The sequence below is a fragment of the Moorena bouillonii PNG genome (assembly GCF_001942495.1).
Lineage (GTDB): Bacteria > Cyanobacteriota > Cyanobacteriia > Cyanobacteriales > Coleofasciculaceae > Moorena > Moorena bouillonii.
Genome location: NZ_MKZS01000001.1, coordinates 4,343,764 through 4,368,269, shown reverse-complemented (window position 1 = coordinate 4,368,269; position 24,506 = coordinate 4,343,764). Strand labels below are relative to the sequence as shown.

At 44.7% G+C, this 24,506-nt stretch carries 12 protein-coding genes and 5 pseudogenes; 10 read left to right on the top strand and 7 right to left on the bottom strand.

Annotated elements, in window-relative coordinates; all coding sequences use genetic code 11:
- Positions 1 to 131: 131 nt before the first annotated feature.
- From BJP37_RS17780 to BJP37_RS17765, 3 genes are all read left to right on the top strand, one after another.
- Positions 132 to 2,546 carry an AMP-binding protein gene (locus tag BJP37_RS17780; RefSeq protein WP_229415349.1) on the top strand — a complete coding sequence of 805 codons (2,415 nt, stop codon included), beginning with the start codon at positions 132 to 134 and terminating at the stop codon, positions 2,544 to 2,546.
- Positions 2,547 to 2,557: 11 nt separating this feature from the next.
- Positions 2,558 to 9,253 carry a type I polyketide synthase gene (locus tag BJP37_RS17775; RefSeq protein ID WP_081431241.1) on the top strand — a complete coding sequence of 2,232 codons (6,696 nt, stop codon included), beginning with the start codon at positions 2,558 to 2,560 and terminating at the stop codon, positions 9,251 to 9,253.
- Between the two features lie 193 nt (positions 9,254 to 9,446).
- Entirely contained in the window at positions 9,447 to 10,370 is a 924-nt protein-coding gene (locus BJP37_RS17765; protein ID WP_143727666.1) for a DUF6208 family protein, read from the top strand.
- Between the two features lie 254 nt (positions 10,371 to 10,624).
- Here the strand turns inward: BJP37_RS17765 and BJP37_RS17760 are convergent, their stop codons facing one another.
- From BJP37_RS17760 to BJP37_RS17735, 6 genes and pseudogenes are all read right to left on the bottom strand, one after another.
- Positions 10,625 to 11,107, bottom strand: a complete 483-nt coding sequence (locus BJP37_RS17760; protein WP_075900701.1) for a VOC family protein — start codon at positions 11,105 to 11,107, stop codon at positions 10,625 to 10,627.
- Between the two features lie 671 nt (positions 11,108 to 11,778).
- A complete protein-coding gene (locus BJP37_RS42635) occupies positions 11,779 to 12,489 on the bottom strand; it encodes a sensor histidine kinase (RefSeq protein WP_143727665.1) in 711 nt (236 codons plus the stop codon).
- Positions 12,486 to 13,292, bottom strand: coding sequence for a response regulator (locus BJP37_RS42630; RefSeq protein ID WP_081431239.1), 807 nt, complete (start codon positions 13,290 to 13,292; stop codon positions 12,486 to 12,488). The genes BJP37_RS42635 and BJP37_RS42630 overlap by 4 nt, the downstream gene beginning before the upstream one ends.
- Before the next feature lie 404 nt (positions 13,293 to 13,696).
- Positions 13,697 to 14,035: pseudogene (locus tag BJP37_RS17750) on the bottom strand (zinc ribbon domain-containing protein); the annotation flags it as partial.
- An 8-nt stretch (positions 14,036 to 14,043) separates the two neighbouring features.
- Positions 14,044 to 15,825 (bottom strand): annotated as a pseudogene (gene ltrA / locus BJP37_RS42625) (group II intron reverse transcriptase/maturase).
- Between the two features lie 690 nt (positions 15,826 to 16,515).
- Positions 16,516 to 17,484: pseudogene (locus tag BJP37_RS17735) on the bottom strand (RNA-guided endonuclease InsQ/TnpB family protein); the annotation flags it as partial.
- Between the two features lie 429 nt (positions 17,485 to 17,913).
- Here BJP37_RS17735 and BJP37_RS42620 point away from each other — a divergent pair.
- A pseudogene (locus BJP37_RS42620) lies at positions 17,914 to 18,027 on the top strand (transposase); the annotation flags it as partial.
- On the opposite strand, the pseudogene BJP37_RS36775 reads toward BJP37_RS42620, so the two are convergent.
- Positions 18,025 to 19,093 (bottom strand): annotated as a pseudogene (locus BJP37_RS36775) (IS4 family transposase). The pseudogenes BJP37_RS42620 and BJP37_RS36775 overlap by 3 nt on opposite strands.
- Between BJP37_RS36775 and BJP37_RS36770 the strand changes: the two are divergent.
- The 6 genes from BJP37_RS36770 (at position 19,089) to BJP37_RS36765 (ending at position 24,381) form a co-directional block, all read left to right on the top strand.
- A complete protein-coding gene (locus tag BJP37_RS36770; RefSeq protein WP_158069643.1) occupies positions 19,089 to 19,532 on the top strand; it encodes a transposase in 444 nt (147 codons plus the stop codon). The pseudogene BJP37_RS36775 and the gene BJP37_RS36770 overlap by 5 nt on opposite strands.
- A gap of 547 nt (positions 19,533 to 20,079) precedes the next feature.
- Entirely contained in the window at positions 20,080 to 21,054 is a 975-nt protein-coding gene (accA, locus tag BJP37_RS17710; protein ID WP_070391836.1) for an acetyl-CoA carboxylase carboxyl transferase subunit alpha, read from the top strand.
- A gap of 365 nt (positions 21,055 to 21,419) precedes the next feature.
- A complete protein-coding gene (locus tag BJP37_RS17705; protein ID WP_143727664.1) occupies positions 21,420 to 21,695 on the top strand; it encodes a hypothetical protein in 276 nt (91 codons plus the stop codon).
- Positions 21,695 to 22,420, top strand: a complete 726-nt coding sequence (locus tag BJP37_RS17700; protein ID WP_198954090.1) for an SDR family oxidoreductase — start codon at positions 21,695 to 21,697, stop codon at positions 22,418 to 22,420. The genes BJP37_RS17705 and BJP37_RS17700 overlap by 1 nt, the downstream gene beginning before the upstream one ends.
- Positions 22,421 to 22,544: 124 nt before the next feature.
- Positions 22,545 to 23,267: a GTP cyclohydrolase I FolE gene (gene folE, locus BJP37_RS17695; protein WP_075906212.1), complete on the top strand. Its 723-nt coding sequence runs from the start codon at positions 22,545 to 22,547 to the stop codon at positions 23,265 to 23,267.
- A 919-nt stretch (positions 23,268 to 24,186) separates the two neighbouring features.
- Positions 24,187 to 24,381 carry a hypothetical protein gene (locus tag BJP37_RS36765; protein WP_143727662.1) on the top strand — a complete coding sequence of 65 codons (195 nt, stop codon included), beginning with the start codon at positions 24,187 to 24,189 and terminating at the stop codon, positions 24,379 to 24,381.
- Positions 24,382 to 24,506 lie beyond the last annotated feature (125 nt).

The following is a 24,506-nucleotide window of genomic DNA, read 5'->3' as shown; positions in this document are numbered from 1 at the left end:
TCATTAAGCTATTGGCCAATAATGCCCATCTTAATAGATAATAAACGATTGTTGTAGCCTAGAAAAAGGCTAATAAATCTATCGATCAGGGGATGGACGACGATTTGGCTGTGAAAATAAGGCATGCAGGTATGAAAGACAGTTTAGATCAGATGAGCGAGAATATACCAAAATTTTCTACCTTAGTAGACCTGCTACGTTACCGAGCAATACACCAGCCGGATCAGATTATCTATACATTTTTACTGAACGGGGAAACCCCAGACCGCTACCTAACCCATCAACAGTTAGACAACCACGCCCAAGCGATCGCATCCGAGCTTCTACACCAAAACGCAAAAGGGGAGCGAGCTTTGCTACTCTATCCACCCGGTTTAGAGTTTATCACAGCTTTCTTCGGCTGTTTGTATGCAGGAGTGTTAGCCGTTCCCGCTTATCCCCCCCGCTCCAATCAAAATTTGTCCAGGCTAGAGGCAATTGTGGCAGATGCTCAGGCCAAATTTGCCCTGACTACTACCCCTCTATTAGAGAAAATAGAGACTCAGCTAGCTGAAAATCCCGCCAGTGCTAGCTTAAAGTGGCTGGCTACTGACAAGACGAGGGGTGTGGGGATACCTCCCCACAAGCAACCTACGAACCATGAATCGGATTGGCAGCACCCGGACTGTAACGAAAAGACCCTGGCTTTTCTACAGTACACCTCTGGCTCAACGGGTAAACCCAAAGGAGTAATGGTTAGCCACGGGAATTTGTTATATAACTCAGCTTTGATTAATCAGTGTTTCCAAGATACACCCCAAAGCAGAGGATTGTCTTGGTTACCTGCTTACCATGATATGGGACTGATTGGCGGCATCCTACAACCCCTTTATGTTGGTCTTCCCATCATCCTGATGGCTCCAGTAGATTTCCTCCGCAAGCCTTACCGCTGGCTAAAAGCAATTTCCAAATACCAGGTGACTACCAGTGGTGCTCCGAATTTTGCCTATGAGCTGTGTGTACATAAAATTACCCCTAAGCAATTAGAAACCCTTGACCTGAGCAGCTGGCAAATGGCCTTTACCGGTGCTGAGCCGGTTCGAGCCTCAACATTAGAGCGATTTGCTCAAAAATTTGCCCCTTGTGGTTTCCATCGGGAAGCATTTTACCCCTGTTATGGCATGGCAGAAACCACATTATTAGTCACTGGAGGCTTGAAAGACCAACCTCCAGTGGTAAGGGAATTTGAAGGGGAAGCTCTTGAACAAAATCGAGTGGTTCCCCTGCCAGAAAATCGTCTCAATCAGTCTAATGGTCAGTCTAATGGTCAGTCTAATGGTCAGTCTAATGGTCAGTCTAATGGTAATGTGCCGACTCGAATCCTGGTTGGGTGTGGCCGGACTTGGTTAAATGAAAAAATTGCGATCGCACACCCCCAATCCCTAACCCAAGTTGAAGCCGGTGCCGTCGGAGAGATTTGGGTAAAAGGTCCAAGTGTTGCTCAAGGCTATTGGAATCAACCAGAGGTGACGGAAAAAACCTTTAATGCCTATCTAGCTGATACTGGTTTAGGACCATGGCTGCGTACTGGTGATTTAGGATTTATCCAGGATGGCGAGTTGTTTGTAACAGGTCGTCTGAAGGATTTAATTATTATCCGGGGTCGCAACCATTATCCCCAAGATATAGAATTGACGGCGGAAAAGAGTCATCCAGCTCTTCGCCCTGCCTATGGCGCAGCTTTTTCTGTGGAAGTGGAAGAGGCTGAGCAATTGGTGATTGTCCAAGAAGTTTCCAGGAATTACCTGCGGAAACTAGATGTCGATCAAGTGGTTGAAGCAATCCGGAGTGCCATCTCCCAAGAATACCAGCTTCAAGTCTATGCTGTGTTATTGCTCAAGACCAATAGTATTCCCAAGACATCCAGTGGCAAAGTACAGCGCCATGCTTGTCGAGCTGGATTTCTAAACAATAGCTTGACAGTTGTAGGGCAATGGAGTTTGGCACAACAGCCAACCATTGCCCCAACTAAACCAGAAAAAGAACTCACCACTAATACTATCGGCCTTCAGCAAAGCTCCAAATCAATTCAAAAGTGGATAATAGATTGGCTAGCGCGAGAAACAAAACTTCCTCCCCAGTCTATTAACATCAGCAAGTCTTTTGCTGATTATGGTCTAGATTCAGTAACAGCAGTTGAACTAGCTGATGATCTCGAAGAATGGTTAGGGGTGCCTCTGTCTCCTACACTGGCTTATGATTATCCCAATATCGAGTCCCTTGCCCAATATCTGGCGAAAGTAAGTCAACAAAGCAACTCAAACCAGGGGGACAGCCCAAGAAAAATCGAACCGAGAGTTTCGAGTGCAGGTAGTGAGATGCAACAATTATGGGAGGCACAGTTCCAGAATCTGGATCGGTTCACCTCGATTCCCTTTTATCGTTCACCCGTAACGGTTAAATCGATTGCCTCCAGTGGTGATCAAGAGGTAGACCAACTCTTAGCTGAGTTGGAAATGCTTTCAGAAGCACAAATCCAAGAAATTCTGGGAAAACCCATCAAATAATTCCTAGATCTATGTTTCGATCTATGTTGCCAGTGGATGATATTGCTAAGCGGATTGCCAATCTCTCCCCCGAAAAACGCGCCCTTCTTGAATTGCAGCTGCAAAAGAGGAAAGGCTTAAAAGAACCTATTGCTATTATCGGGATTGGCTGCCGCTTTCCAGGTGCCTCTTCCCCAAAATCATTCTGGCAACTGCTCAAAAATGGTGTCGATGCTATTACTGAAGTGCCACCAGAGCGTTGGGATATCGAGAGATTTTACGACAAGGACCCCACAGCACCAGGCAAAATGTATTGTCGTTATGGTGGTTTCCTGGCGCATGTTGATAAATTCGATCCAGAATTCTTTGGCATTGCTCCTCGGGAAGCTACCTATATCGACCCCCAGCAGCGACTACTGTTGGAAGTAATTTGGGAAGCACTAGAGGATGCAGGCCAAGTGCCTAGTAAACTCAGTGGTAGCCAAACGGGGGTCTTTGTTGGCATTTCTACTCATGATTATGGTCAGCTGCTTCTCCAAAGTCCAGAGGTGGTGGATACCTATACCAATACTGGTGTAGCTTCCACTATGGCAGCTAATCGCATTTCCTACCTACTGAATTTCAAAGGGCCAAGTCTAACGGTTGATACGGCTTGCTCCTCATCCCTAGTCGCTGTTCATTTGGCTTGTCAGAGTATCTGGAATGGTGAGTCAACCGTAGCCATAGCAGGGGGAGTGAATTTGATGCTAACCCCAGTGGTGACGGTTGGGTTGAGTAAGTTAACGGCTTTATCTCCCGATGGTCGCTGTAAAGCATTTGATTCCCGTGCCAATGGCTTTGTCAGGGGCGAGGGCGCTGGGGTGATAGTAGTAAAGCCCCTATCCAAAGCCCTGATCGATAAAGATCCAATTTATGCTGTGATTCGAGGCAGTGCGGTGAACCAAGATGGGCGCACTAATGGGCTAACTGCTCCCAATCGAGACGCTCAGGAAGCTGTTCTAGTCTCGGCCTACCAGCACGCGGGCATTTCACCTTCAGATGTGCAGTATGTAGAAACCCATGGCACCGGAACCCTACTGGGAGACCCGATTGAAGCGATGGCCTTGGGAAATGTCCTAAAACGCGATCGCAAAGCGGTTCCAAAGGAACATCGCTCTGACAATAACTCTGATAATAACTCTGATAACTACGGTGCGTTATCAACCCATCCTACCAACAAGCCTGTTGCGATTGGCTCGGTCAAATCTAATATTGGTCATCTAGAAGCAGCTGCTGGTATTGCTAGTTTAATCAAAGTTGCCCTATCCCTCAAGCACCAAGAACGTTTACCCAGCCTCCATTTCCAGGAGCCAAATCCCCACATTCCCTTTGATGAACTGCCCCTGCGAGTACAGCAGCAACGGGAGCCTTGGCCATGGGATGTTATTCCCCCATTTGCTGGTGTAAGTTCTTTCGGTTTTGGAGGAACCAATGCTCATGTGGTGCTACAAGGAGCGCCAGAGTTGACAAAAGCGACAAGTAATGATAGAGACGAAAACGATCAAGACCAAAACTATCATCTATTTACCTTGTCTGCCAAAACAGCAACCGCCCTGCAAACCCTAGGAAAGCGATACATAGACTTCATAGGATCTGAGCCATCAAGCACACTAGCAGATATTTGTTTGACCAGCAATAAAGGGCGATCGCATTTTAACTATCGTCTAGCCCTCCTAGTTAAATCCACTGACCAGTTGCAGCAACAACTGACCAAGTTGACAGAAAGCGAAACCATTTCGGAAAAAATAGCACAAAATAGCCCTACTCCCCCCGAAATCGTTTTCCTTTTCACCGGTCAAGGCTCTCAGTATAGTGGTATGGGAAGGCAACTTTACGAAACCCAACCAATCTTTCGGGCTACTCTCGACCAATGCGCCGAAATTCTGCAATCCTATTTAGAACAGCCGTTACTGGATGTCCTGTATCCAGAAATCTTGAGCGACAACAGTGACAACTCCACATTAAATCAAACGGCCTACACCCAACCAGCATTATTTGCTCTAGAATACTCCCTGGCTCAGTTATGGCGGTCTTGGGGAATCGAACCAACCGTGGTTATGGGTCATAGTGTTGGGGAATATGTGGCAGCAACTGTAGCAGGAGTCTTTAGCTTAGAAGATGGGCTCAAGCTGATTGCCGAAAGAGCGCGTTTGATGCAACAGTTGCCAGCAGGGGGTGAAATGGCAGTCATTTTGACCAATGAGCAGCAGGTCACTGAGGCAATTCAATCCCTATCCGACAAAGTCTCAATCGCTGCCATTAACGGTCCGGAAAATATTGTGATTTCTGGGGAAAGTCAGGCGGTTCAAACCGTGATAGCCCGACTACGCTCTCAAAAGGTCAAATCACTAAAGTTGCCAGTCTCCCATGCCTTCCATTCTCACCTAATGCAACCAATGGTGGGAGATTTTGCTCAGGTATTATCGGAAATATCCTTACATCCCCCACAAATAGAGATAATTTCGAATTTAACTGGAAAATTAGCCACTGCTGAGATAGCTACGACCGAGTATTGGTGTGACCATGTGCGTGGGTCCGTGAAATTCTACCAGAGCATGGAAACCCTTTATCAAGAGGGTTATCAACTGTGTGTGGAAGTAGGACCGAAGCCTAGCCTATTGGGAATGGGCAAAGCGTGCTTACCGAAAGGAAAGCTCACAGCTATACCAAGTTTGCGCCCAGGAAAACCAGATAGTCGGCAAATGCTGGAAAGTTTGGCAAGCCTATATAAACATGGCGCATCAGTAGACTGGGGAAGATTCCATCAGCATAACCCCCGTCGCCTAGTTTCCCTACCCACTTATCCGTTTGAACGGCAACGGTATTGGCTAGATACCACTTCAGTAAAACCATTATCCCCGATTTCCTATGGCCAACTATCGACTCCCTCCTATGGGGATTGGTTGTATCAAATAGCATGGCGACCTAAGGATGTAGATTCATCTGATATATCTACTGATATATCTAAATCTAGTACAACTTGGTTGATTTTTGCTGATAAAGAGGGCTTTGGAGAAAGATTTGGAGAAACATTAATTCAACAGCTGGCAGAAAAATGCCAAAAGGTTTTGCTAATTTCCCCTGGCTCAAGTTATGAACAATTACAACCAAACCATTATCAAATTAACCCAGCGCAACCGCAACACTTTCAGCGTCTGTTAGCTCAAGAAGTCGAATCCCTAAACGCAACATCTGTGATTGTGGTTCATATGTGGAGTTTAGATACTCCCGCACTGGACCGATTGCAAACATTTCCCCTAGACGCCACCTTAGAAAACGGTTGTGGTAGTGTCTTGCATCTGCTGCAAGGGTTAGTCAAAGCAGAATTAGCTCAACCCCCTCGTCTGTGGTTAGTTACCGAGGGCACACAACCCGTAGCATTAGAGAAAAAAGGTAAGACGAAAAAATCCCTACAGATTGCCCAGTCTCCCCTATGGGGTTTAGGTGCAGTTATTGCCCAAGAACATCCAGAAATCTGGGGAGGGATAATAGACCTAGAACCAAGTCAAGACTCAGCACTGAACAATGAGCAGCACTACCAAGAGCAATCATTAATGCTGCTCAACCAGATATTACAGCCACAGGGAGAAAACCAAATTGCTTTGAGGGATGGACAAGCCTATGTGCCTCGCCTGATTCATCAACAGCAACAGTCTCAACCCCCCGCTTTACCATTACAGCTAAAACCAGATAGCACCTACTTAATTACCGGTGGTTTGGGGTCACTGGGGTTAAAGGTAGCTGAATGGATGGTCGATAAGGGGGCAAGGTATTTAGTATTAGTAGGACGAAGCCAACCAAATCCTAGGGCGTCAGAAATAATTGGGAAATTAGAAGAACAAGGTGTGATGGTAGTCCTGGAGCAGGTGGATGTATCCCAGGAAGCACAAGTTAGAGACTGTCTCAACAGAATTCAGGTTTCCCTACCCCCCCTCAAAGGAATTATCCATGGTGCAGGGGTGCTGGAGGATGGGGTGCTGCTGCACCAAGATTGGGCAAAATTTGCCAGGGTGATGAAACCGAAAGTTGAGGGAGCCTGGAATTTACACAGGTTGACTCAGGATATAGCCCTAGAGTTATTTGTACTATTTTCTTCCGCCACCTCTATCCTAGGTACCCCTGGTCAAGGAAACTATTCCGCAGCTAACGGATTTTTAGATAGCCTCAGCCATTATCGACAAGGGCAAGGTGCGAGCGCTTTAAGTATTAATTGGGGGCCTTGGGCTGAGATGGGTTTAGCCGCTGGCGTCGGTAAACGGATGGCAATGCTGGGAATAGAGCCGATTCAAGCACCACAGGGATTACAGATACTCGAACAACTTCTGGCACAAGATGGGGCTCAGGTGGGGGTATTACCGGTGGAGTGGTCAAAGTTAAAAGAACGACTACCGGTAGAGTTACCGTTATTCCTATCAGAGGTAATCACAACAGAAACACTACCGCCTCAGGGGGATCGGGAAAACGACAATTCTGGGATTTTTGATCAACTGCTCGGTAGTACAACAACCCAACGGGAAGAGTTATTAAACGATTACCTTAAGCAACAGATTGCTAAGGCTTTAGGGATAAGTCGCGAAATCTCAGGGTCGAGCAACCTGATGGATTTGGGTGCTGATTCCTTGATGATTGTAGAAGTACTCAATGCCTGTAAGAAAGACCTGAAGATAACGCTTTATCCTAGGGAGTTTTATGAGCGACCAACGATTACAGCTCTAGCTGAGTACTTGGCTTTGGAGATGGAACGGCTTCATCAGCCCCAGCCAACCCAAACCTCATTGACCACTACTAGTCTCTCAGATATTAAGAATTGGGCTAATCCTTGGGCATGGAACAATAGCGAACGAAATTTTACCAAACCCACCCAGCGCAATCGGAGCATGGTGTTTTTGCTGTGTAGCCCTCGGTCAGGCTCCACCTTACTGCGGGTGATGCTAGCTGGTCATCGGGATTTATTCTGTCCACCAGAATTACACCTATTGCCCTTTGAAAGCATGGCTGAGCGCAATCAATCCTTGGGTTCAACTCACTTAGGAGAAGGGTTAGCGCGAGCTTTCATGGAAATCATGAACCTAGATGCCGAAGCAAGTACAACACTGGTGGAGGAGATAACCCAGCAAGACTGGTCAATTCAGAAGGTTTATGGCAGGTTACAGGAACTAACGGGTAAACGTACTCTTGTGGATAAGTCTCCTACCTATGCTGGCAGTCTGGAAACCCTAAGGCACGCGGAAGATTTATTTGAAGAAGCCAAGTATATTCATCTAGTACGTCATCCCTATGCCGTAATTGATTCCTTCGTGAAAAATCGGATGGATAAAATCTTTGGTATTGATGAGGTGAACCCTTATTGGCTAGCAGAGGAAGTTTGGACAACCTGTAACCGTAATATCCTAGACTTCTGCGAGGAAATTGCACCATCTAATCATCATTTAGTGTATTACGAGGAACTAGTAAAGCAACCTGCTTTGGTCATGGCAAGGTTGTGTGAGTTTCTGGATATTCCTTTTGATGAGGCGGTTTTAGAACCCTATCAAGGCCAGCGGATGACGGATGGAGTTCATCCCCAATCCCTACCGGTAGATGACCCCAATTTCCGCAACCATAACCAAATTGATTCGGCTTTGGGAGAGGTTTGGCGGCAAATCCAGTTGCCCCGGCCTTTGGGGAATTTTGCGGAAGAGGTAGCGACACGGTTGGATTATCAATTGCCGTTACTGCTTGAACCTTCAGCCCAACCAGCTAACCTTGGCCAAAAGGCCACGCTACCCGAACAACTTGAACCGATGCAGGAGTCTTATCTAGACGTGCGGGGTTTACAGCTGTGTCTGTGTAGTTGGGGTCCAGTCGATGGAGATTTAATCCTATGTATCCATGGTGTTTTAGAACATGGAGCGGCTTGGGAAGAAATTGCCCGTCCCTTAGCAAGTATGGGATATCGAGTCGTTGCACCTGACCAGCGAGGCCATGGACTTTCCCAGCATGTAGGTATGGGAGGGTCTTATCAATTAATTGACTACTTAGGGGATTTAGATGCGATCGCGTTTGGCGCGGCAGAGCCTAACCCAAATCCACTGACAGACCAGCCATTTATTCTAGTCGGTCATTCCATGGGGGCTGTAGTTGCTGCCACCTTTGCCAGTGTTAGACCCGAAAAGGTCAAGTCTTTAGTATTGCTGGAGCCAGTGCTACCAGGGGAAGGGAAGGAGGATGAAACGGCTCAACAGTTAGCAACTCATTTAGATTATCTAGCATCCCCACCCCAACACCAAGTCTTTGAGGATATCCAAGCTGCTGCTAATCGTCTGCGCCGCTTAACCCCCAACCTCTCTGAAGAATTAGCTTTAAAACATGCTGAGCGACTTACGGAACCTGGTGAGGGTGGTGTACGTTGGCGCTGGGATCCAAGACTGCAAATTCGTACGGGAATTGGTTTAAGTGGAACAGCTTTTAATCGGGATAAATACACACAGTTACTGAATCAAATTAAAGCTCCTACTACTTTAGTTTATGGCAATAATAGTAACTTTAACCGAGCCGAAGACCTAGCCTTACAACAAGCTGCCATACCTCATGCTAAAACAGTAACACTATCAGGAGGACATAACCTCCATGTCGATGCACCAGATGCTATAGTTGCAATTATCGCCAACCAAAAATTAAATCTGAAAAATTCAAAAGTGACAAGGTAACAAGTAACAGGGAAAAGGTAACAGGGAAAATTAACAATACCAATTACCAAATATAGCCAAACCAACTAGCCAAACCAACTAGTTCATGAAACCAAATACTGATTCATAATAACACCAAAAAATCTTCTGAGCTCTTTCCCAATGTTCCCTGTTCCCTGTTCCCTGTTCCCTGTTCCCTCCCCTATACAAACAAATGACTAATTTAGAGCTTTTCTGGGAAATCCCCTTATCCATACTCTCTTTCATCTTTTCCCGCATCCTAAGATTTGTGATGCAAACCATAGGGGGATACTTTACCTCCAAAAAAAACACTAAAAATCTCCAGTGGCAACTCGTATCAGCCGAGTTTTTAAAAAAGCCCATCAAATTAATTTGGGCAATGAGTCGAGCTCGTTGGAATCTTCACGCTATTATTTCTCTAGTTGGACCGATTGAAGTCAAAGAAGTAATTAGCTTTGATGCCAGTGCAGCTAAACAATCAGCCCAATCTTGGACATTAGTAGTTTACAGTCTACCAGATTTTGAAACTATCACTAATATCAGCTCCCTCACCGTATCCGGAAAAAACCAATGGGAATCCGTGAGCTTGAAACCAGGTAAATACTTATTAGGTTTGCGGTATTATCACTGGTCAGACACAGTAGAGCAACCTACTGTTAAAGCAGATGGCGTTAAAGTCGTAGATGCCAAGCAAATTAACGCCCCTACTGATATCAACAGCTTTTACCGTGACCTGATTAAACGAAAAAATTGGCTTCATGTCTGGTTAAATTATTATGTTTTCAACCTGTTGCGCTTTAAGCAATGGTTACCCCAGGCATTTGTTAAAAAAGTATTCTTACCTGTACCGAATCCAGAAACCAAGTTTTACTATGGTGCCTTGAAAAAAGGAGAATCTATTCAATTTAAACTAGCACCATCCCTGTTAACAACCCATGATATTTACTACAGCTTGTACAGCCGTGAATGCTTTGCTCTAGATTGGTACAAAATTACCGAAGCGGAACATAGAACATCTGTTAGTGATCAGAAGTCTATTTATATTGTTCGGATTCATCCGAAATTTGAGCGAAACGCTTTATTTGAAAATAGTTGGGTTAAGATAGCCGTTGTTTGAAGTAATCGCTTGAAGTAGTCCTAGTCTTGTAATCCCAATAATTCCAATAATTCCAAATGCTGGTTAAAAACCCCCTTTAAAGACTGTTTATGTTTGTTAAACTTTGCTTCAATCCTTGCGTAGGGTGGGTTAGGCTGCAAGATCTGTAAAAGCTCACCTTTGAACAGAGCTATCTGCCGTAACCCACCAATATTCTGTGACTTAAGCGGTGATTAGATTTACCTTATAAACAGTCACTGAAAAGTCAATACCAACTAGAACAACAAGTTCTCGCGAAGGCTTAACGTGTTGCCATCAAAATCCTTAAAGAATGCTAATATAACTCCTGCACCAACATCTTTAATCGGTGACACATCAATCCCTTCAGAGATGAGGAAATCCCTAGCCAAAAATATATCTTTCACAACTAGTGTTAGTACGGCTTCTCCCGTTCCTGTAGGTTGGTCTTCGTAGAGGCCAATTAGGGTGCCAGGCACGTTGGGGTAAAAGAACTGCGTCCAACTGGGTGTATCGCGGGAAGTATCCCGTTCCATGCCCAAAAGCTCCTCGTAAAAGAAGATGGCTCGCTTGAGATCGACGACATTTACTTTAGATACATAGCCCGTTACGAGCTCATCCATAGGGTTTTGAGCAACTGCGGTGCTAGTCCATCCAGAACTTAACAGAACAAAAACACTGATCAGTACTATGACTGTTGCTGTTTTTAGCTTTTGCAATAATTTTTGCATCATCTTCATTTTTAGGTTATCCTTATCTAACCTTTTTTGGTGTGGTCTACTCCTAGGACATTTAAATTTAGATTTCATAGAGAAATATTCAGAGGCTAAGCCTTGTTATCACTAGACCTCTAAAGCTCATCTAAAAAGCAGTAAATTTAAATGTCCGTTAGCTTCAGGTTTGTTAACTTCAGCCAACCAACAATTATTAGTATACACAGACTTATAGAAAGAAGACATAACCTTAACCAAATAAGTGACAAATCTTCACTATTTTTTATGGTCATAGTTCTAAATCCTAGACGGAGTAAAGGATTCAGTATTTTTAAATAAGCGACGCATCAAGACAAGGACTTGACAATTTTTGCGAAACTTAGTAAACAAAGGGTACTTTACATTAATAATTATTTAAGTTTTAGTTAAACTTCCAGTTACTATCTTGGGCTCCAACCAATTAGTCTCTCTAGGAATTAAAAGATTCAGTAATGTTCGTTAAAATACTTGACAAATCAGGAGGATATGTTATTTGAGCAGCAGTTGTTTAATAGTTATAGCAGTCGAAGTAAAGGTTAAGACATATTTCTGTTCCCAGATCCGCTGTTCCCAGATCCGCTGTTCCCTTTAAACGAAAATACTATGTCATAAACTATACTTCCCTTGCTATAAAGCGCAGGGCTATAGGATTTAGGATATTACTCTGAAACTATCTCGATTGGTAACACTACTGTAAATGTCGTCTTTCCAGGCACCGACTCCACCTCAATCTGACCCTGATGTTTATCCACAATCTTTTTGACAATATCTAGCCCCAAACCACTCCCTTCTCCAGGGGGTTTAGTCGTAAAAAAAGGCTTAAATATTTTTGGTATAATTTCCGGGGGAATTCCTTTAGCACTATCAGTGAAACTGACTTTTATCTGATCATCCTGCTGTCTGACATCAATGGTTAAGGTTCCCTTACTATCCATAGCTTGAATGCTATTGTGAATCAAGTTCGTCCAAACTTGATTAAGTTGGTCGGGATAGCAAAGAATAGCAGGCAAGGAATCCTCATAATTTATGATTACTTCTACACCGTATTTGAGTTGGTTATAATAGAGAGTTAAAATAGTATAAATCCCTTCAATAATATTTGCCTCTATCTTGTTACCACTAGAATCATCATGGGCATAAGTTTTCAGGGCAAACACCACTTTAGCAGCTCGTTCAGCAGCGGTAACAATGTTACGGGTACTGGTTTGGAGATTAGCAAATTGATAGGCAGTTTGTAAAATTTTTTCTCCCTCTGGGTCTTTCAGTAGAGGCAACAAGGTGTCTAGGTCGTCCCAAACCCCAATTCCCACTAAAATATTGGCGAGTTTTGCTGCTTTTTGAATCGAGTGGGATGTCATCTGGCCGGTCAAGGCTTTTCTGATTTGACGTTCCGAGTAGATAAAGGAGTCGTTTGTTGGCTGGAGCGTTCTAGTAAGGTAAAGAAATCCGACTGGCGTTCCTTTGAAAGTTTTTGAAAAAAGGAAGGTAACTGCTTGAGGTGGTGAGCTAAAAAGTTGGCAAGATTCCTAACTGAGGAGTTAATAGCACCTAAGGGAGTGTTAATTTCATGAGCAACTCCAGCCACTAATTGTCCGAGAGCAGCCATTTTTTCAGATTGGATCAACTCGTCTTGAGTAGCTTGCAGCTGTTGCAGGGTTTCGTTGAGTTCTGCTTCCACTTCCATGCGCTGTTTGATTTCTGTTTTCAGACGTCGATTCTGCTGCTCCAAGGTCTTGGTTTGGTCTTCAAGGGTTTTGGTCAAGGAACGCAGTTGTAAATGTACCTTGACTCTTGCTAACACTTCCTGTGACTGAATCGGTTTAGTAAGATAATCGACTCCCCCAAGCTCAAATCCTTTCACCTTATCCTCTATACCGGATAAAGCCGTCATAAAAATTACAGGAATATCTTTGGTTTCGTCATCCCCTTTCAAACGGCGGCAGGTTTCAAAGCCATCCATCCCTGGCATCAACACATCCAGCAAAATAATATCTGGATGGGCGTATTTAGCTCGCTTCAAGCCACTCTCACCATTGCGGGCTACCAAAATCGTCAAACCAGCATCTTCCAAATAATCAACAGCTACTCCTAAATTGGTAGGATTATCATCAATCACCAAAATAGTGAAGTTGGTTAAGTCAAGATCAGGGATATTCGTCGTGCTGACACTCATTGCTCTTGTTCCCAGTGCAGATAGTTTTCCACTAAAGCCACAATCTCATCTTCCTGAAACCCTCGCGCTAAATTTTTAAGTTGATTGGTAATAAGGAATATAGTCATCCAATTCATTGAGATAGATAGCTGTGTAACGAATTTTACTCATCAAAAATCCCAGGTAGTGTGCGAATCCCGCCTATGGGCGACCGGGGAAGAAAAACCAGCTGGGGTATTTATTCCCCTGAAGCTACTTATGATGTGGATCTTCAATGGTATTACTTCCCAATCTTCCCCATCCTTTTGTTGAGATCTCTATTTTCCCCAGTAATTCACCAATCTGGCAAAGTTTCAGGTCAATAGCAATGACACTATGTCTAGATTTGGGGATTAAGCCAAGTCCGCGCTAGATTAGCCCTACGCCTATTGACACTCCCCGGTCATTAGACGCGGGGATTCTTTGTTCACAGAGTCAGCTTGCTCATCCAGGCCGGAGCCAAGAAGAGTAGAGGCCGATTCTCCCAAAGCGTTCGGGTCTATGACCCAAGTTCCTGTGTGCCCCACAGTACTCAAGGCTCTTTGGAGGATGTTTATAGCGGCATTATGGTCGCGATCTAACTGACAGCCACATTTGCAGGTGTGAGTCCTAGTTGATAGAGACTTTTTTACGACCTCACCACACTCAGAGCAGTTTTGGCTAGTGTAGGCAGGATTCACTGCGACAGTGACTCTACCAAACTTAGTACCAAAATGCTCTAACCATTATTAAACTAAGCCAGTGAGTCACCCCACTGACTCGTCTTCAGAACCGTACGTGACAATGCACGCATCATACGGCTCCTCATTATAGGAACCCTTGACATTGGTACCTCTAGAATGGATTTTCATCTAAATCATTAAGGTTAGTTTTAGTTCCATGTTTAGTGTCGTGACAGTGTAGGTGTAGTAGTTCCAGATTTTCATCTTTATCACTTCCACCTAGGGAGCGTGGTTTTCTATGATGCGTTTCCAATAAATCACCATCCTTAAAGGTAAGGCCACAATAAGTGCATTTCCCTTATTGGCGTTCTAAAAGTCTTCCCTTCCGAGTGGTCATCTCAGGATGCTTTCTCATTCTGGTACCCCAGTAAATCAGGTCACCATCATAAGGACTTCTGGATTCTTTGACTTTTACATGCCGTATTATTTCGGTTTTGGCGTGCTTAGGGAGGTAGTTGTCTTTCCCAGTCATAAACGTCCATTTATCCTCTCCAATGGTTCCCCAGTATTTTTTGACTACCCAGGATTTTGATTTGTTGGGATGTCTCCTATATCCCCATCTTTGGAGTTTGTTCCAGAGCATGTTTCCCAAGTCATCGAAGGTTTCTTGACTACAGACTGACCTGTAGTAGTTACACCATCCTTTTATAATGGGTTTTAGGTGGCTAATTAAAGCTTCCTGAGGGGCAGCTCTGTGCTTGTTTATGGCTTCTGAGAGCTGTCCATAATGCTCTAAAATTGCTTCCTTAGATGGTTTGATGATGGTTTTAAAGCCTTGTCTTGAGTGATTTTTTCCTACTTTATACTGGCGAATATTGAATCCGAGGAAATCAAATCCGTCAAACGTATGGACAATTTTTGTTTTGCTTGGCTTTAATTCCAAACCCATGCCTGTTAACCATTCATCTATGACTTCAAGACATTCTTCTACCACTTTATGGTCGGGGTGTAGGATGACGAAATCGTCAGCATATCGGATTATAACTAAACCCCTTTTATAATAGGTCTTTTTCTTTTTAACAGAGTTTGCATAATCCCATATAACCTTTTCCATTCCGTGGAGGGCTATATTTGCCAAGAGTGGGGATATTACCCCTCCCTGGGGAGTACCCTCTTCTGTAGGTGAGAATGTTCCATTATCCATCACTCCGGCTTTTAGCCAGGACTTTATTAGACGTCTTAAGGATGGATACGTATTTAATTTAGTTAGAAGTGCATTATGGTTGATTTTGTCGAAGCATTTGGCTATATCAGCATCAAGTACCCATTTGGGTTTTTTATTGATACCTTTAAATATTGCTTCGATTGCATCATGACATGAGCGTCCTGGTCTGAACCCGTATGAGTTAGATTCAAATTTAGCTTCCCATTCAGGTTAAGCGTGCCTGTTTGGCAAGTGCCTGTAGAGCACGGTCGTACATGGTTGGGATACCCAAGGGGCGTTTTTCCGTCCGTCCAGGTTTGGGAATCCAGACCCTTCTGGTAGGTTGCGCCTTTTTAGCGACTTTTAGGTTGGCTACTAAGGCGAGGCGCTGCTTATTGGTTAAAGCTTTAACCCCGTCTATTCCGGCAGTCTTTTTACCTTTGTTCTCTTGAGTGACCCGTCTGACCGCAATCATTCTGGCAGTCCAGGACTTCATTAGAGTCTTTTGCAGCTTTCTTACCACGCGGACATCACCACGTTGGGAGGCTCGGTATATTCGTTTTTGTAACTTAAATAGGGTCATTTCTAGCTTCCGCCAATTGACCTTATTCCATTCCGACCGTGGGGCGAACCCCCGAGTTTTAGACATTTTCATTACTACTTACAACCATACCTTTCCTATAACGTGAGTCCGTCAGCATATCCTGGGTATTAATCCAGGCTTTGGCTTCTGACTCAATCTCTCCCCCATGTGACATCCGGCTAACTACCTACTCAGTAATCGACCTTACTGAGAGTACATATGGGGTTTAATTCGTTCCTGATAACCATTCTGTGAACCTTTAGGGTGATACTATTCACCGGGAATAATTTGGGAAATCCTTAAATGGTCAGGAAACCATTTAAGCCTCTATTCCATTGACTGTTTGTCTGTAGCGTTTCAAGCCTTATTTCGCTACGTTACCATGACGATGATTCAGATGTATCTTTCTCTCGTACCCATGGGTTCTTTGCCTGTTACTAACACCGGTCAGGTTAAGGGTGCTTCACTATTCGACCCTTGCATCAATCCATGAGTTTGTTAGGTTCATGAATCAGGGTAGGGCTGTCACTCGGATTTCGCGAGGGTCAGAAATTACCGAAAGAATAGTGCAGCCTTTATGGTCAGCAGGTTAGGCATCATAGGAGTAAGGTTTTGTACTAAGGCTGCACTATTCTAAGGTTTTGTCTCCGGGGTGGATTTTCACCACCATGGTTATCAAGTTGTCATGGTTCTTAGACCAAGCAGCTAATCCTCCAAATCCTTATCTGATAAGGTTTATAGCTAACGAATCGCACTCCTGAACTGATACCAACCTGCATCATTAATAGACTTAGCGAGACAGTGGTTTTTAACCAGATTTTTTCCCCTTAGATCTTCATAGGCGACCAGGTCGTTAGACCGGATTACGCAGCGTGCCGGAGACGAAACCTTAGAATAAAGAAGCCTTAATAACAAAGATTTAACCCTTTTCTGCATAGCCGACTAACCATAAAGGCTTCTTTATTCTTACGGTAACTTCGTTCCCAGTCTCTTGGCATGCTCCTCACGCTGCCTACTTATTCTAAGGTGCGTTCTGCCTAGTTTATTAATTGCTTTCTTGCGGTTGGCTGTTCGCGAAGCGTGGCCTACGGCCTTGCCTTTATTTTTTCGGGAAACTCGACGTTGATAAAACTTTAGACGTTTTTCTCCTGTTCTATAAAACCGAGGGTTTGGTTCAGTATTACCTTGGGAATCCGTATAGAAATCCTTAAGCCCTACATCTAGTCCGACAGTGCTTCCAGTTGGTTTCACCTCTTCGTTGACATCAACTGAAACACAAAACTGAACATAGTACCCGTCAGCTCGTCGGACTATCCTAACCCTCTTGATTTGCTTTTTTTCGAAACGCCACAAATCCCATGTACCTTTGAGTTTGAGTTTCCCAATACCCTTTTTGTCACTGAACGTGATTCGGCAGTGCTTTTGGAACCGAGGGAAACCTTTTTTGCCAGGGACTTTTTTCTTGCAGTTGTCGTAGAAGCGGGCAATTGATGACCATGCCCTTTCAGCAGCAGCTTGACGAGCGGTAGAGTTCAATTCATCGGCAAATGGGAATTGTTTGGCTAAGACCTTGCAGTATTTGCTTAAGTCATATTTTCCAGTTCCTTTATTGTCCATCCAGAGCCTGATGCAGCTATTGCGGATAAATCTTACCGTCCGAATAGCCTCATCAATGGCTTGGTATTGGTGCTTTTTACCGTATGCTTTGAACTCAATTATTATCACCAGCTTCGACCTCAACTGTTACTATTTTAGTCTATACTATTCAGCGACAAATTTTGGAGATTCCCAGAATATTTTTCTCACGGCGGCTAAAGCCGCTGCGAGCCTTCATCCCCGTCTCTAAAGAGCGGGGATGAAGGCTTGGGGGATTTTTGTAATCATATCGTTGCAGTTTACATGGTCAACTGTAAGTAGGTGGGCATAAATAAACGTTAAAACTTAAAAGACGAAAATCAAGCTGGAAGCCTCTATTCACAGGGGTTTCATTATTTTAAATTTCAAGCGCTATTTTACGGATAATTAAGCCCACCTACTTAGAGACCATTTATAAAGTAAAAATAAAGAAGGTGAGCGTACGCCAAATATAGACTTAAGGTTTATGGGAAGAAAACAAGCCAGCCAGCCAAGTGTGTTCAAATTCAAGAAAAGCCTATAAGAGCGACCATTTCAGATGCACAGTGGAAAATAATCGAGCCTCTGATTCCAGCAGCCAAAACCGGAGGTCGTCCACGTACAGTAAATATGCGGGAAGTAGTTAACGGTCTAAGTACAGGACAAAAACTGCAGAGATTGAAGAAAATCTCTTTGATTGAGGAAAGAAGGATTAAGTACAATATGACGAAGATGGTCAAGACCATATCGGAAAATACTCTTGGCTCGGCGACCATGTTTTTTAATCGAAATGGGCTGGAGCTGATGAAGGAATAACCCTGTTCGCATCGACCAGCATAATGCCAAAGTCAAAAGCGCAAAGAGCTTTCCCAAGCGCTCTGCCTCGGTGAAGTGAGTCGATTCAAGGGCATTAGCCCCGAGTCTTGAAAATGCCTGCATAGGGTTTCAATACCCCAGCGCAAAGCGTAATCGGCCACCAGCCCCTCGCTGTTGGCAGGAGCAATGACCACCAAAAGCTTGCCATTATCAAGGCGCAATCCCTCAACGGCAATCACATTGACCCCAAACGCGACTAGTTCCCTTGAGGGTTTGGGATTGACCCACCTTCAAGTGGGCAAAGACTACTTGGGCTGCCAGAGAACGGCCATTGTGCTCAATCTTGTCTGTGGCTCGAATCCTCAATCGAAATGGCATTGATGGCACGAGCCGTAGATAGCGTACCCAGGCAAAACCCAATGAACTCTCGGTCGGCGCACAAGCAGGAGACCTGAGCATCCGGAAAAATTTTGTACAACTGCTCGATAAATCGCATCCGCTCATCGCTGTTGGAGTTTCCTTTTTTGTTGAGTATCCACCACAGTACAGGAAAGGCCACCCCTTCATGGACAATGCCTAAGGTTAGGATGTTGTAGCACCGAGAGCCAAACTCCCAGGTAGTACGATCTAGACTCAATACCCACTCCACACGGAATTTGCATCCAACTTACCACTAGTAAGCGCGATCACGGTGTAATCGATGTCAAATTTTCGGAAAAACCGTTGCATGCGTTTGTAGTTCGACTCTGGTAACGCTAATCATCCCATACCTAATGCCAGCTCACTGAGGTTGACAGTTTTTACTTTGATCAGCGCTAGCAAGAACATGGCGCTTAAACGAGAGTCTGGCTCCATGCCAGTCAAGATGGGGTTGGAGAGCTTTCTTAAGTTCGCGCTTATTGATTCATGGGGTTTCTGATGACTGTGGTAATTCTGATGAAACCCCACCCTGGTCAAATTTTCAAGCCTTTTGTCCTGTACTGAGAGTTAACGGTATATTCTACGTTCTATTGACAGGATGTTCGTGGGAAATGATGCCCAAGGATTTGCCACCGTCTTCAACTGTATACAGTTATTTTCGAGTTTTTGAGCGTAAGGGAGTGTGGAAAAAAATTAATCAAGAACTCAGGCGTCAGTTGAGAACAAGTGTAGAGCGACAAGAAAAACCATCTGCCGGTAGCAACCGATTCTCAATCAGTGAAAACCACTGGAAAAAGGGGGAAGTATATGGCAATGATTGTGGGAAAAGAGTCAAAGGAAGAAAGCGCCATATTCTGGTAGATGAGCCTTGGGTTATTACTGGCAGTAGTAGTTACAGCAAGCGTATACTCCAGAAAGATTAGGAGGTATAGCTTGCATGCTAGAAGCTATTGAAGAACTATCCGACTTGAAACGTTCTTTGGGTTGATGGTGGATATAGTGGTCCTAATTTTTCTCGTGTGGTGGATCAACTATGTACGGCTCTTGTAGAAGTCATTCAAAAAACAGAATCAGGATTTCAAATTTTACCTCGACGCATCGGTTGTGGAACGTACCTTTTCTTGGTTTATGGGTTGTCGACGTTTAGTGGTGGACTATGAAACACGTTCCAGTTGTGAGCGAGGCTCTTATTTACATCGCAATGATTCGACTCATGGTACGTCGCCTTGCTTCTTAATAATCACTTTATAAACGGTCTCTTAAACACTGATCCCTAGATGGACAGATGGGCAGAGGGTCAATTGAAGCAAATGATTGAGGCAAATATTAAGTTGTCAAAAATTTTCATCCTACCAGATGATATAACAGAAGCGTGGGATTCCCATCTCTTTAGATGGGTTTGCTACTCTGGAGTTATGGCCTGTAATCTTACACAGAAACCCACTGACCATTGACGAATGACCAGTAACTATGTCACCAGCAAAAAACAGAACCTTTAGTCTCGACTTTGAAAAGCCACTGGTTGAACTGGAAAAACGAATTAAGCAAATTCGGGAACTCGCAGAGGAAAACAATGTCGATGTTTCTGACCAAATCCGCCAACTGGAGACAAGAGCAATCCAACTGCGTCAGGAAATTTTCAATAGTTTATCACCAGGGCAACGGCTACAGCTAGCCCGTCACCCTAGGCGTCCAAGTACCCTCGATTATATTCAGGCAATCACTGATGAGTGGTTTGAGTTGCATGGCGATCGCGGTGGTTATGATGACCCAGCCCTAGTAGGGGGGATTGGCTCTTTGGCGGGTCGTGCTGTGGTAATATTAGGACATCAAAAAGGTCGTGATACTAAAGATAATGTAGCTCGCAACTTCGGGATGGCTTCCCCTGGGGGCTACCGTAAAGCGATGCGGCTGATGGAACACGCTAATCGCTTTGATATGCCAATTTTGACCTTTATTGATACCCCTGGTGCTTGGGCTGGTGTAAAGGCGGAAGAACTCGGACAAGGAGAAGCGATCGCTTATAACCTCCGAGAAATGTTTCGTCTGGATGTCCCCATTATGTGTACAGTCATTGGTGAAGGAGGTTCCGGCGGTGCTTTGGGAATTGGTGTTGGTGATCGGGTTTTGATGTTTGAAAACGCTGTCTACACCGTAGCTAGCCCAGAAGCTTGTGCCGCCATCCTTTGGAAAGATGCTAGCCAAGGACAGCAGGCAGCAGCAGCGTTAAAGATTACCGCTTGGGACCTCAAAGAATTAGGGATTATTGACAAAGTTTTATCGGAACCCATAGGAGGAGCTCATGGGGATCCCTTGGCAACCGCCTCTATCCTCAAAGAGGCTCTATTGGAAAACCTGGCAGAACTAACTCAATTAACCCCTCAACAGCGCCGGGATTTGCGCTATCAGAAGTTCCGAAATATGGGGATTTTTCTAGAAAGTTAGTCTTGAAGGAGTTAACAGGTAAATGGGTCAGAGGTCTATCTGTCAAGTCGCCAAGGCGTTGCTGCTGAACTAAGGACTAATCTCAAGTATAGTTAGGTTCGCCTGCCAATTACGGCTACGGCTACTAACTTAAGGCGTGACAGATGATATTGCTATATATAGCAAGGGGTTCATCCTCTGGGGTATTGAGCTAATCATGCTCCGCATTTTGTCTGATGTTTAGGTTGGTAGCCCAATTACGAATTACCGTATCCCGATTTTTCTATCCTCAAAGTTTATTATTGACAGCCGAATGGTAGCTGAATAGTCTGCGGATGATGATACAATTAACAATTGTTCACAATAGTCTAAGGTAGTTAGTCAGTTTGCTAAACAATTTCGGATACACCGAAAACCTAGCTGTGCCTTTGGAGATTAACTGCCCTAAGGGAGTGTCTATAATCTCGGTGCCTAACCAACTCACTAAACCTAAGCTTAATTCAACGGCGTCCACCTCTGGTGACCTGGTAGCTGACCTAGCAGATTTAAAGCTAGCAGATTTAAACCAAATACCTGCGTTATGTGGGCATTTGCTTCGGATCAATCCTGAGTTTTATCGAGACGGTAGACAAGCATTTGTAACAAAATCTTGTAAAATTTGATGATATCGACTGTTGAGCGACGCGCCATAATTACTGGAGCGAGCAGTGGTATTGGCAAGGAAACAGCTTTAGCCTTTGCTAAGGCAGGAATCAGTGTAGCCTTAGTCAGCCGTTCCCGGAACAACTTAGAGATGGTTGCTGCTGCTGCTAGGGCAGCTGGGGTGCAAGCTAAGGCTTATCCATATGATTTAGCTGATCTGGAGCAGGTTAGATCTTGGATAGAAAAAATCACAGCAGATTTTGCTCCTATCACTATTCTCGTCAATAATGCGGGAATGGCTTACGCTAGATATCTCAGTGAGACACCGCTATCAGATTGGCAGCGCTTAATTGACCTGAATCTGACCAGTGTGTTTCAGTGCATCCAGGGGGTTCTGCCTGCTATGCGTGCCCAACACCGAGGCACGATCGTTAACGTGGCATCAATTGCTGCTAAGCAAGCCTTGCCTAAATGGGGGGCTTACAGCGTTAGTAAGGCAGGTATGATTGCCCTCTCCAAGACTCTAGCAGCGGAGGAAAGCCGCCATGGTATCCGGGTAGTAAGCATTTGTCCAGGTGCAGTCAATACCCCTTTATGGGATACAGATACAGTTCAGGTGCAATTAAATCGGTCAGGGATGTTGACCCCAGAAATTGTTGCCCAGTCAATTTTGCACACCGTCGAGCTACCACAACAGGCTGTCATCGAGTCCTTGACTCTGATGCCCAGTGCCGGGATTCTTTAGGGTATAGGTACAAATAATAGCACACTTTTGGTTCACTGAAAGGTTATTGCTGTGTCAATTTAACCTGTCCCTATGGTCTGGCAATATCAAGTTCATTTTTGTTTACAATCTAATCAGATTAATCATGACTATTGCTTCTTCCAATGGTTTCAACCGTGTTGAATCTGTTTCAACTGCTAAAAGTATCAATGGTAATGAGAAACATCAGCTAGAGACCCGTCCTGAGCGCAATACCCAGAATGGTCACCAGCCCAATTTACAAGCTCCTTTGGAAGAACTGAACCAGGAGATGATCAACGCTGTCACCACTATCCTATTGGGTGTTGGTGAAGACCCGCAACGAGAGGGACTGCTCAAAACCCCTAAGCGGGTAGCCGAGGCAATGCGATTCTTGACTAGTGGTTACAATCAGTCTTTAGAGGCAATAGTCAACGGGGCAATTTTTGACGAAGGTCATAATGAAATGGTACTCGTGCGGGATATCAATTTCTTTAGCCTCTGTGAACACCACATGTTGCCATTTATGGGTAAGGCTCACGTCGCCTATATCCCTAACCAAAAAGTGGTAGGACTCAGTAAAATAGCCCGTGTGGTCGAGATGTATGCACGGCGACTGCAAGTTCAGGAACGGCTGACTCGCCAGATTGCCGAAGCCATTCAAGCTGTCTTGGATCCAAAGGGTGTGGCTGTGGTGATGGAAGCTACCCATATGTGCATGGTGATGCGCGGTGTGCAAAAACCAGGGTCTTGGACCGCTACCAGTGCGATGGTCGGGATTTTTCAAGAGGATCAAAAAACTCGTGAGGAATTCCTCAACCTAATTCGCCATCAGCCGAATTTCTTTTAGGGGTTTGACTTAAACGGTTAACTAATCCTACTCAAAAAGTCATTAGTCATTAGTAATTAGAACTCTGGGAAAATTAACGTTTAGCTCAGACCTGACCAACAGTAGAGCCATGATTTTCAGCAGAGTTCTATTAGTCCTTAGCTTCAACCGCGAGAAGCCTCACAACGAACATGGGATGAATCGCGGACAGAGTTTTTTTACCAAGCAGGGAACTCAAAATCGTTTATATCGCCTATATCGTCTATAATGAAAGTAGTAGGGTAAATCAAATTAAGAGCTAACCGCCACCTAAGTGCTTAAAATAGAACTCATTATATTGTTCCGGTGGGTCGGGGCATCCCGGAGACGAAACCTTAGAAGAGCGATGCAGCGCGGTCTTGGGGAGCCAGTGCCGCCAAAGGGGGTCTCCCCCGGAGACGAAACCTTAGATAGGGTCGCCTTTATAGTTAGCAGGTTATGCAGAAAAGGGTTAAATATTTGTTAATAGCGATGCAGCGCGGTCTTGGGGGTTTCCCCCATGAGCGACTGCATCAAGACAAGGCTCCACTATCTTACGGTAACTATCGCCTTTGGCGACGCTTGGCCGTAGGCCACGCCAAAGGCGAACGCGAACAAACCATGAGCAACTGGCGTGGTTTCCCCCANAAATTCGTTTATATCGCCTATATCGTCTATAATGAAAGTAGTAGGGTAAATCAAATTAAGAGCTAACCGCCACCTAAGTGCTTAAAATAGAACTCATTATATTGTTCCGGTGGGTCGGGGCATCCCGGAGACGAAACCTTAGAAGAGCGATGCAGCGCGGTCTTGGGGAGCCAGTGCCGCCAAAGGGGGTCTCCCCCGGAGACGAAACCTTAGATAGGGTCGCCTTTATAGTTAGCAGGTTATGCAGAAAAGGGTTAAATATTTGTTAATAGCGATGCAGCGCGGTCTTGGGGGTTTCCCCCATGAGCGACTGCATCAAGACAAGGCTCCACTATCTTACGGTAACTATCGCCTTTGGCGACGCTTGGCCGTAGGCCACGCCAAAGGCGAACGCGAACAAACCATGAGCAACTGGCGTGGTTTCCCCCACTCGCGCTTTGCATCAAGACAGGGTCGCCTTAATCAATAAGTTTTAACCCTTTACCCATAGCCTGCTAACCATAAAGGCTCCACTCTTTAAGCGGTAACTTCTGACCGTATCGTTAATAAAGTAACCCGTGTATCCGTTCGCGCAGCGTCGGCGAAAGCCGATAC

Excerpts from the sequence above, each read along its gene's own strand:
- accA (WP_070391836.1), top strand. The coding sequence starts at position 20,080 with ATGTCACCAGCAAAAAACAGAACCTTTAGTCTCGACTTTGAAAAGCCA.
- BJP37_RS42630 (WP_081431239.1), bottom strand. The coding sequence starts at position 13,292 with ATGAGTGTCAGCACGACGAATATCCCTGATCTTGACTTAACCAACTTC.
- folE (WP_075906212.1), top strand. The coding sequence starts at position 22,545 with ATGACTATTGCTTCTTCCAATGGTTTCAACCGTGTTGAATCTGTTTCA.
- BJP37_RS17775 (WP_081431241.1), top strand. The coding sequence starts at position 2,558 with ATGTTTCGATCTATGTTGCCAGTGGATGATATTGCTAAGCGGATTGCC.
- BJP37_RS36765 (WP_143727662.1), top strand. The coding sequence starts at position 24,187 with ATGCAGCGCGGTCTTGGGGGTTTCCCCCATGAGCGACTGCATCAAGAC.
- BJP37_RS17780 (WP_229415349.1), top strand. The coding sequence starts at position 132 with ATGAAAGACAGTTTAGATCAGATGAGCGAGAATATACCAAAATTTTCT.
- BJP37_RS17765 (WP_143727666.1), top strand. The coding sequence starts at position 9,447 with ATGACTAATTTAGAGCTTTTCTGGGAAATCCCCTTATCCATACTCTCT.
- BJP37_RS17760 (WP_075900701.1), bottom strand. The coding sequence starts at position 11,107 with ATGAAGATGATGCAAAAATTATTGCAAAAGCTAAAAACAGCAACAGTC.
- BJP37_RS17700 (WP_198954090.1), top strand. The coding sequence starts at position 21,695 with ATGATATCGACTGTTGAGCGACGCGCCATAATTACTGGAGCGAGCAGT.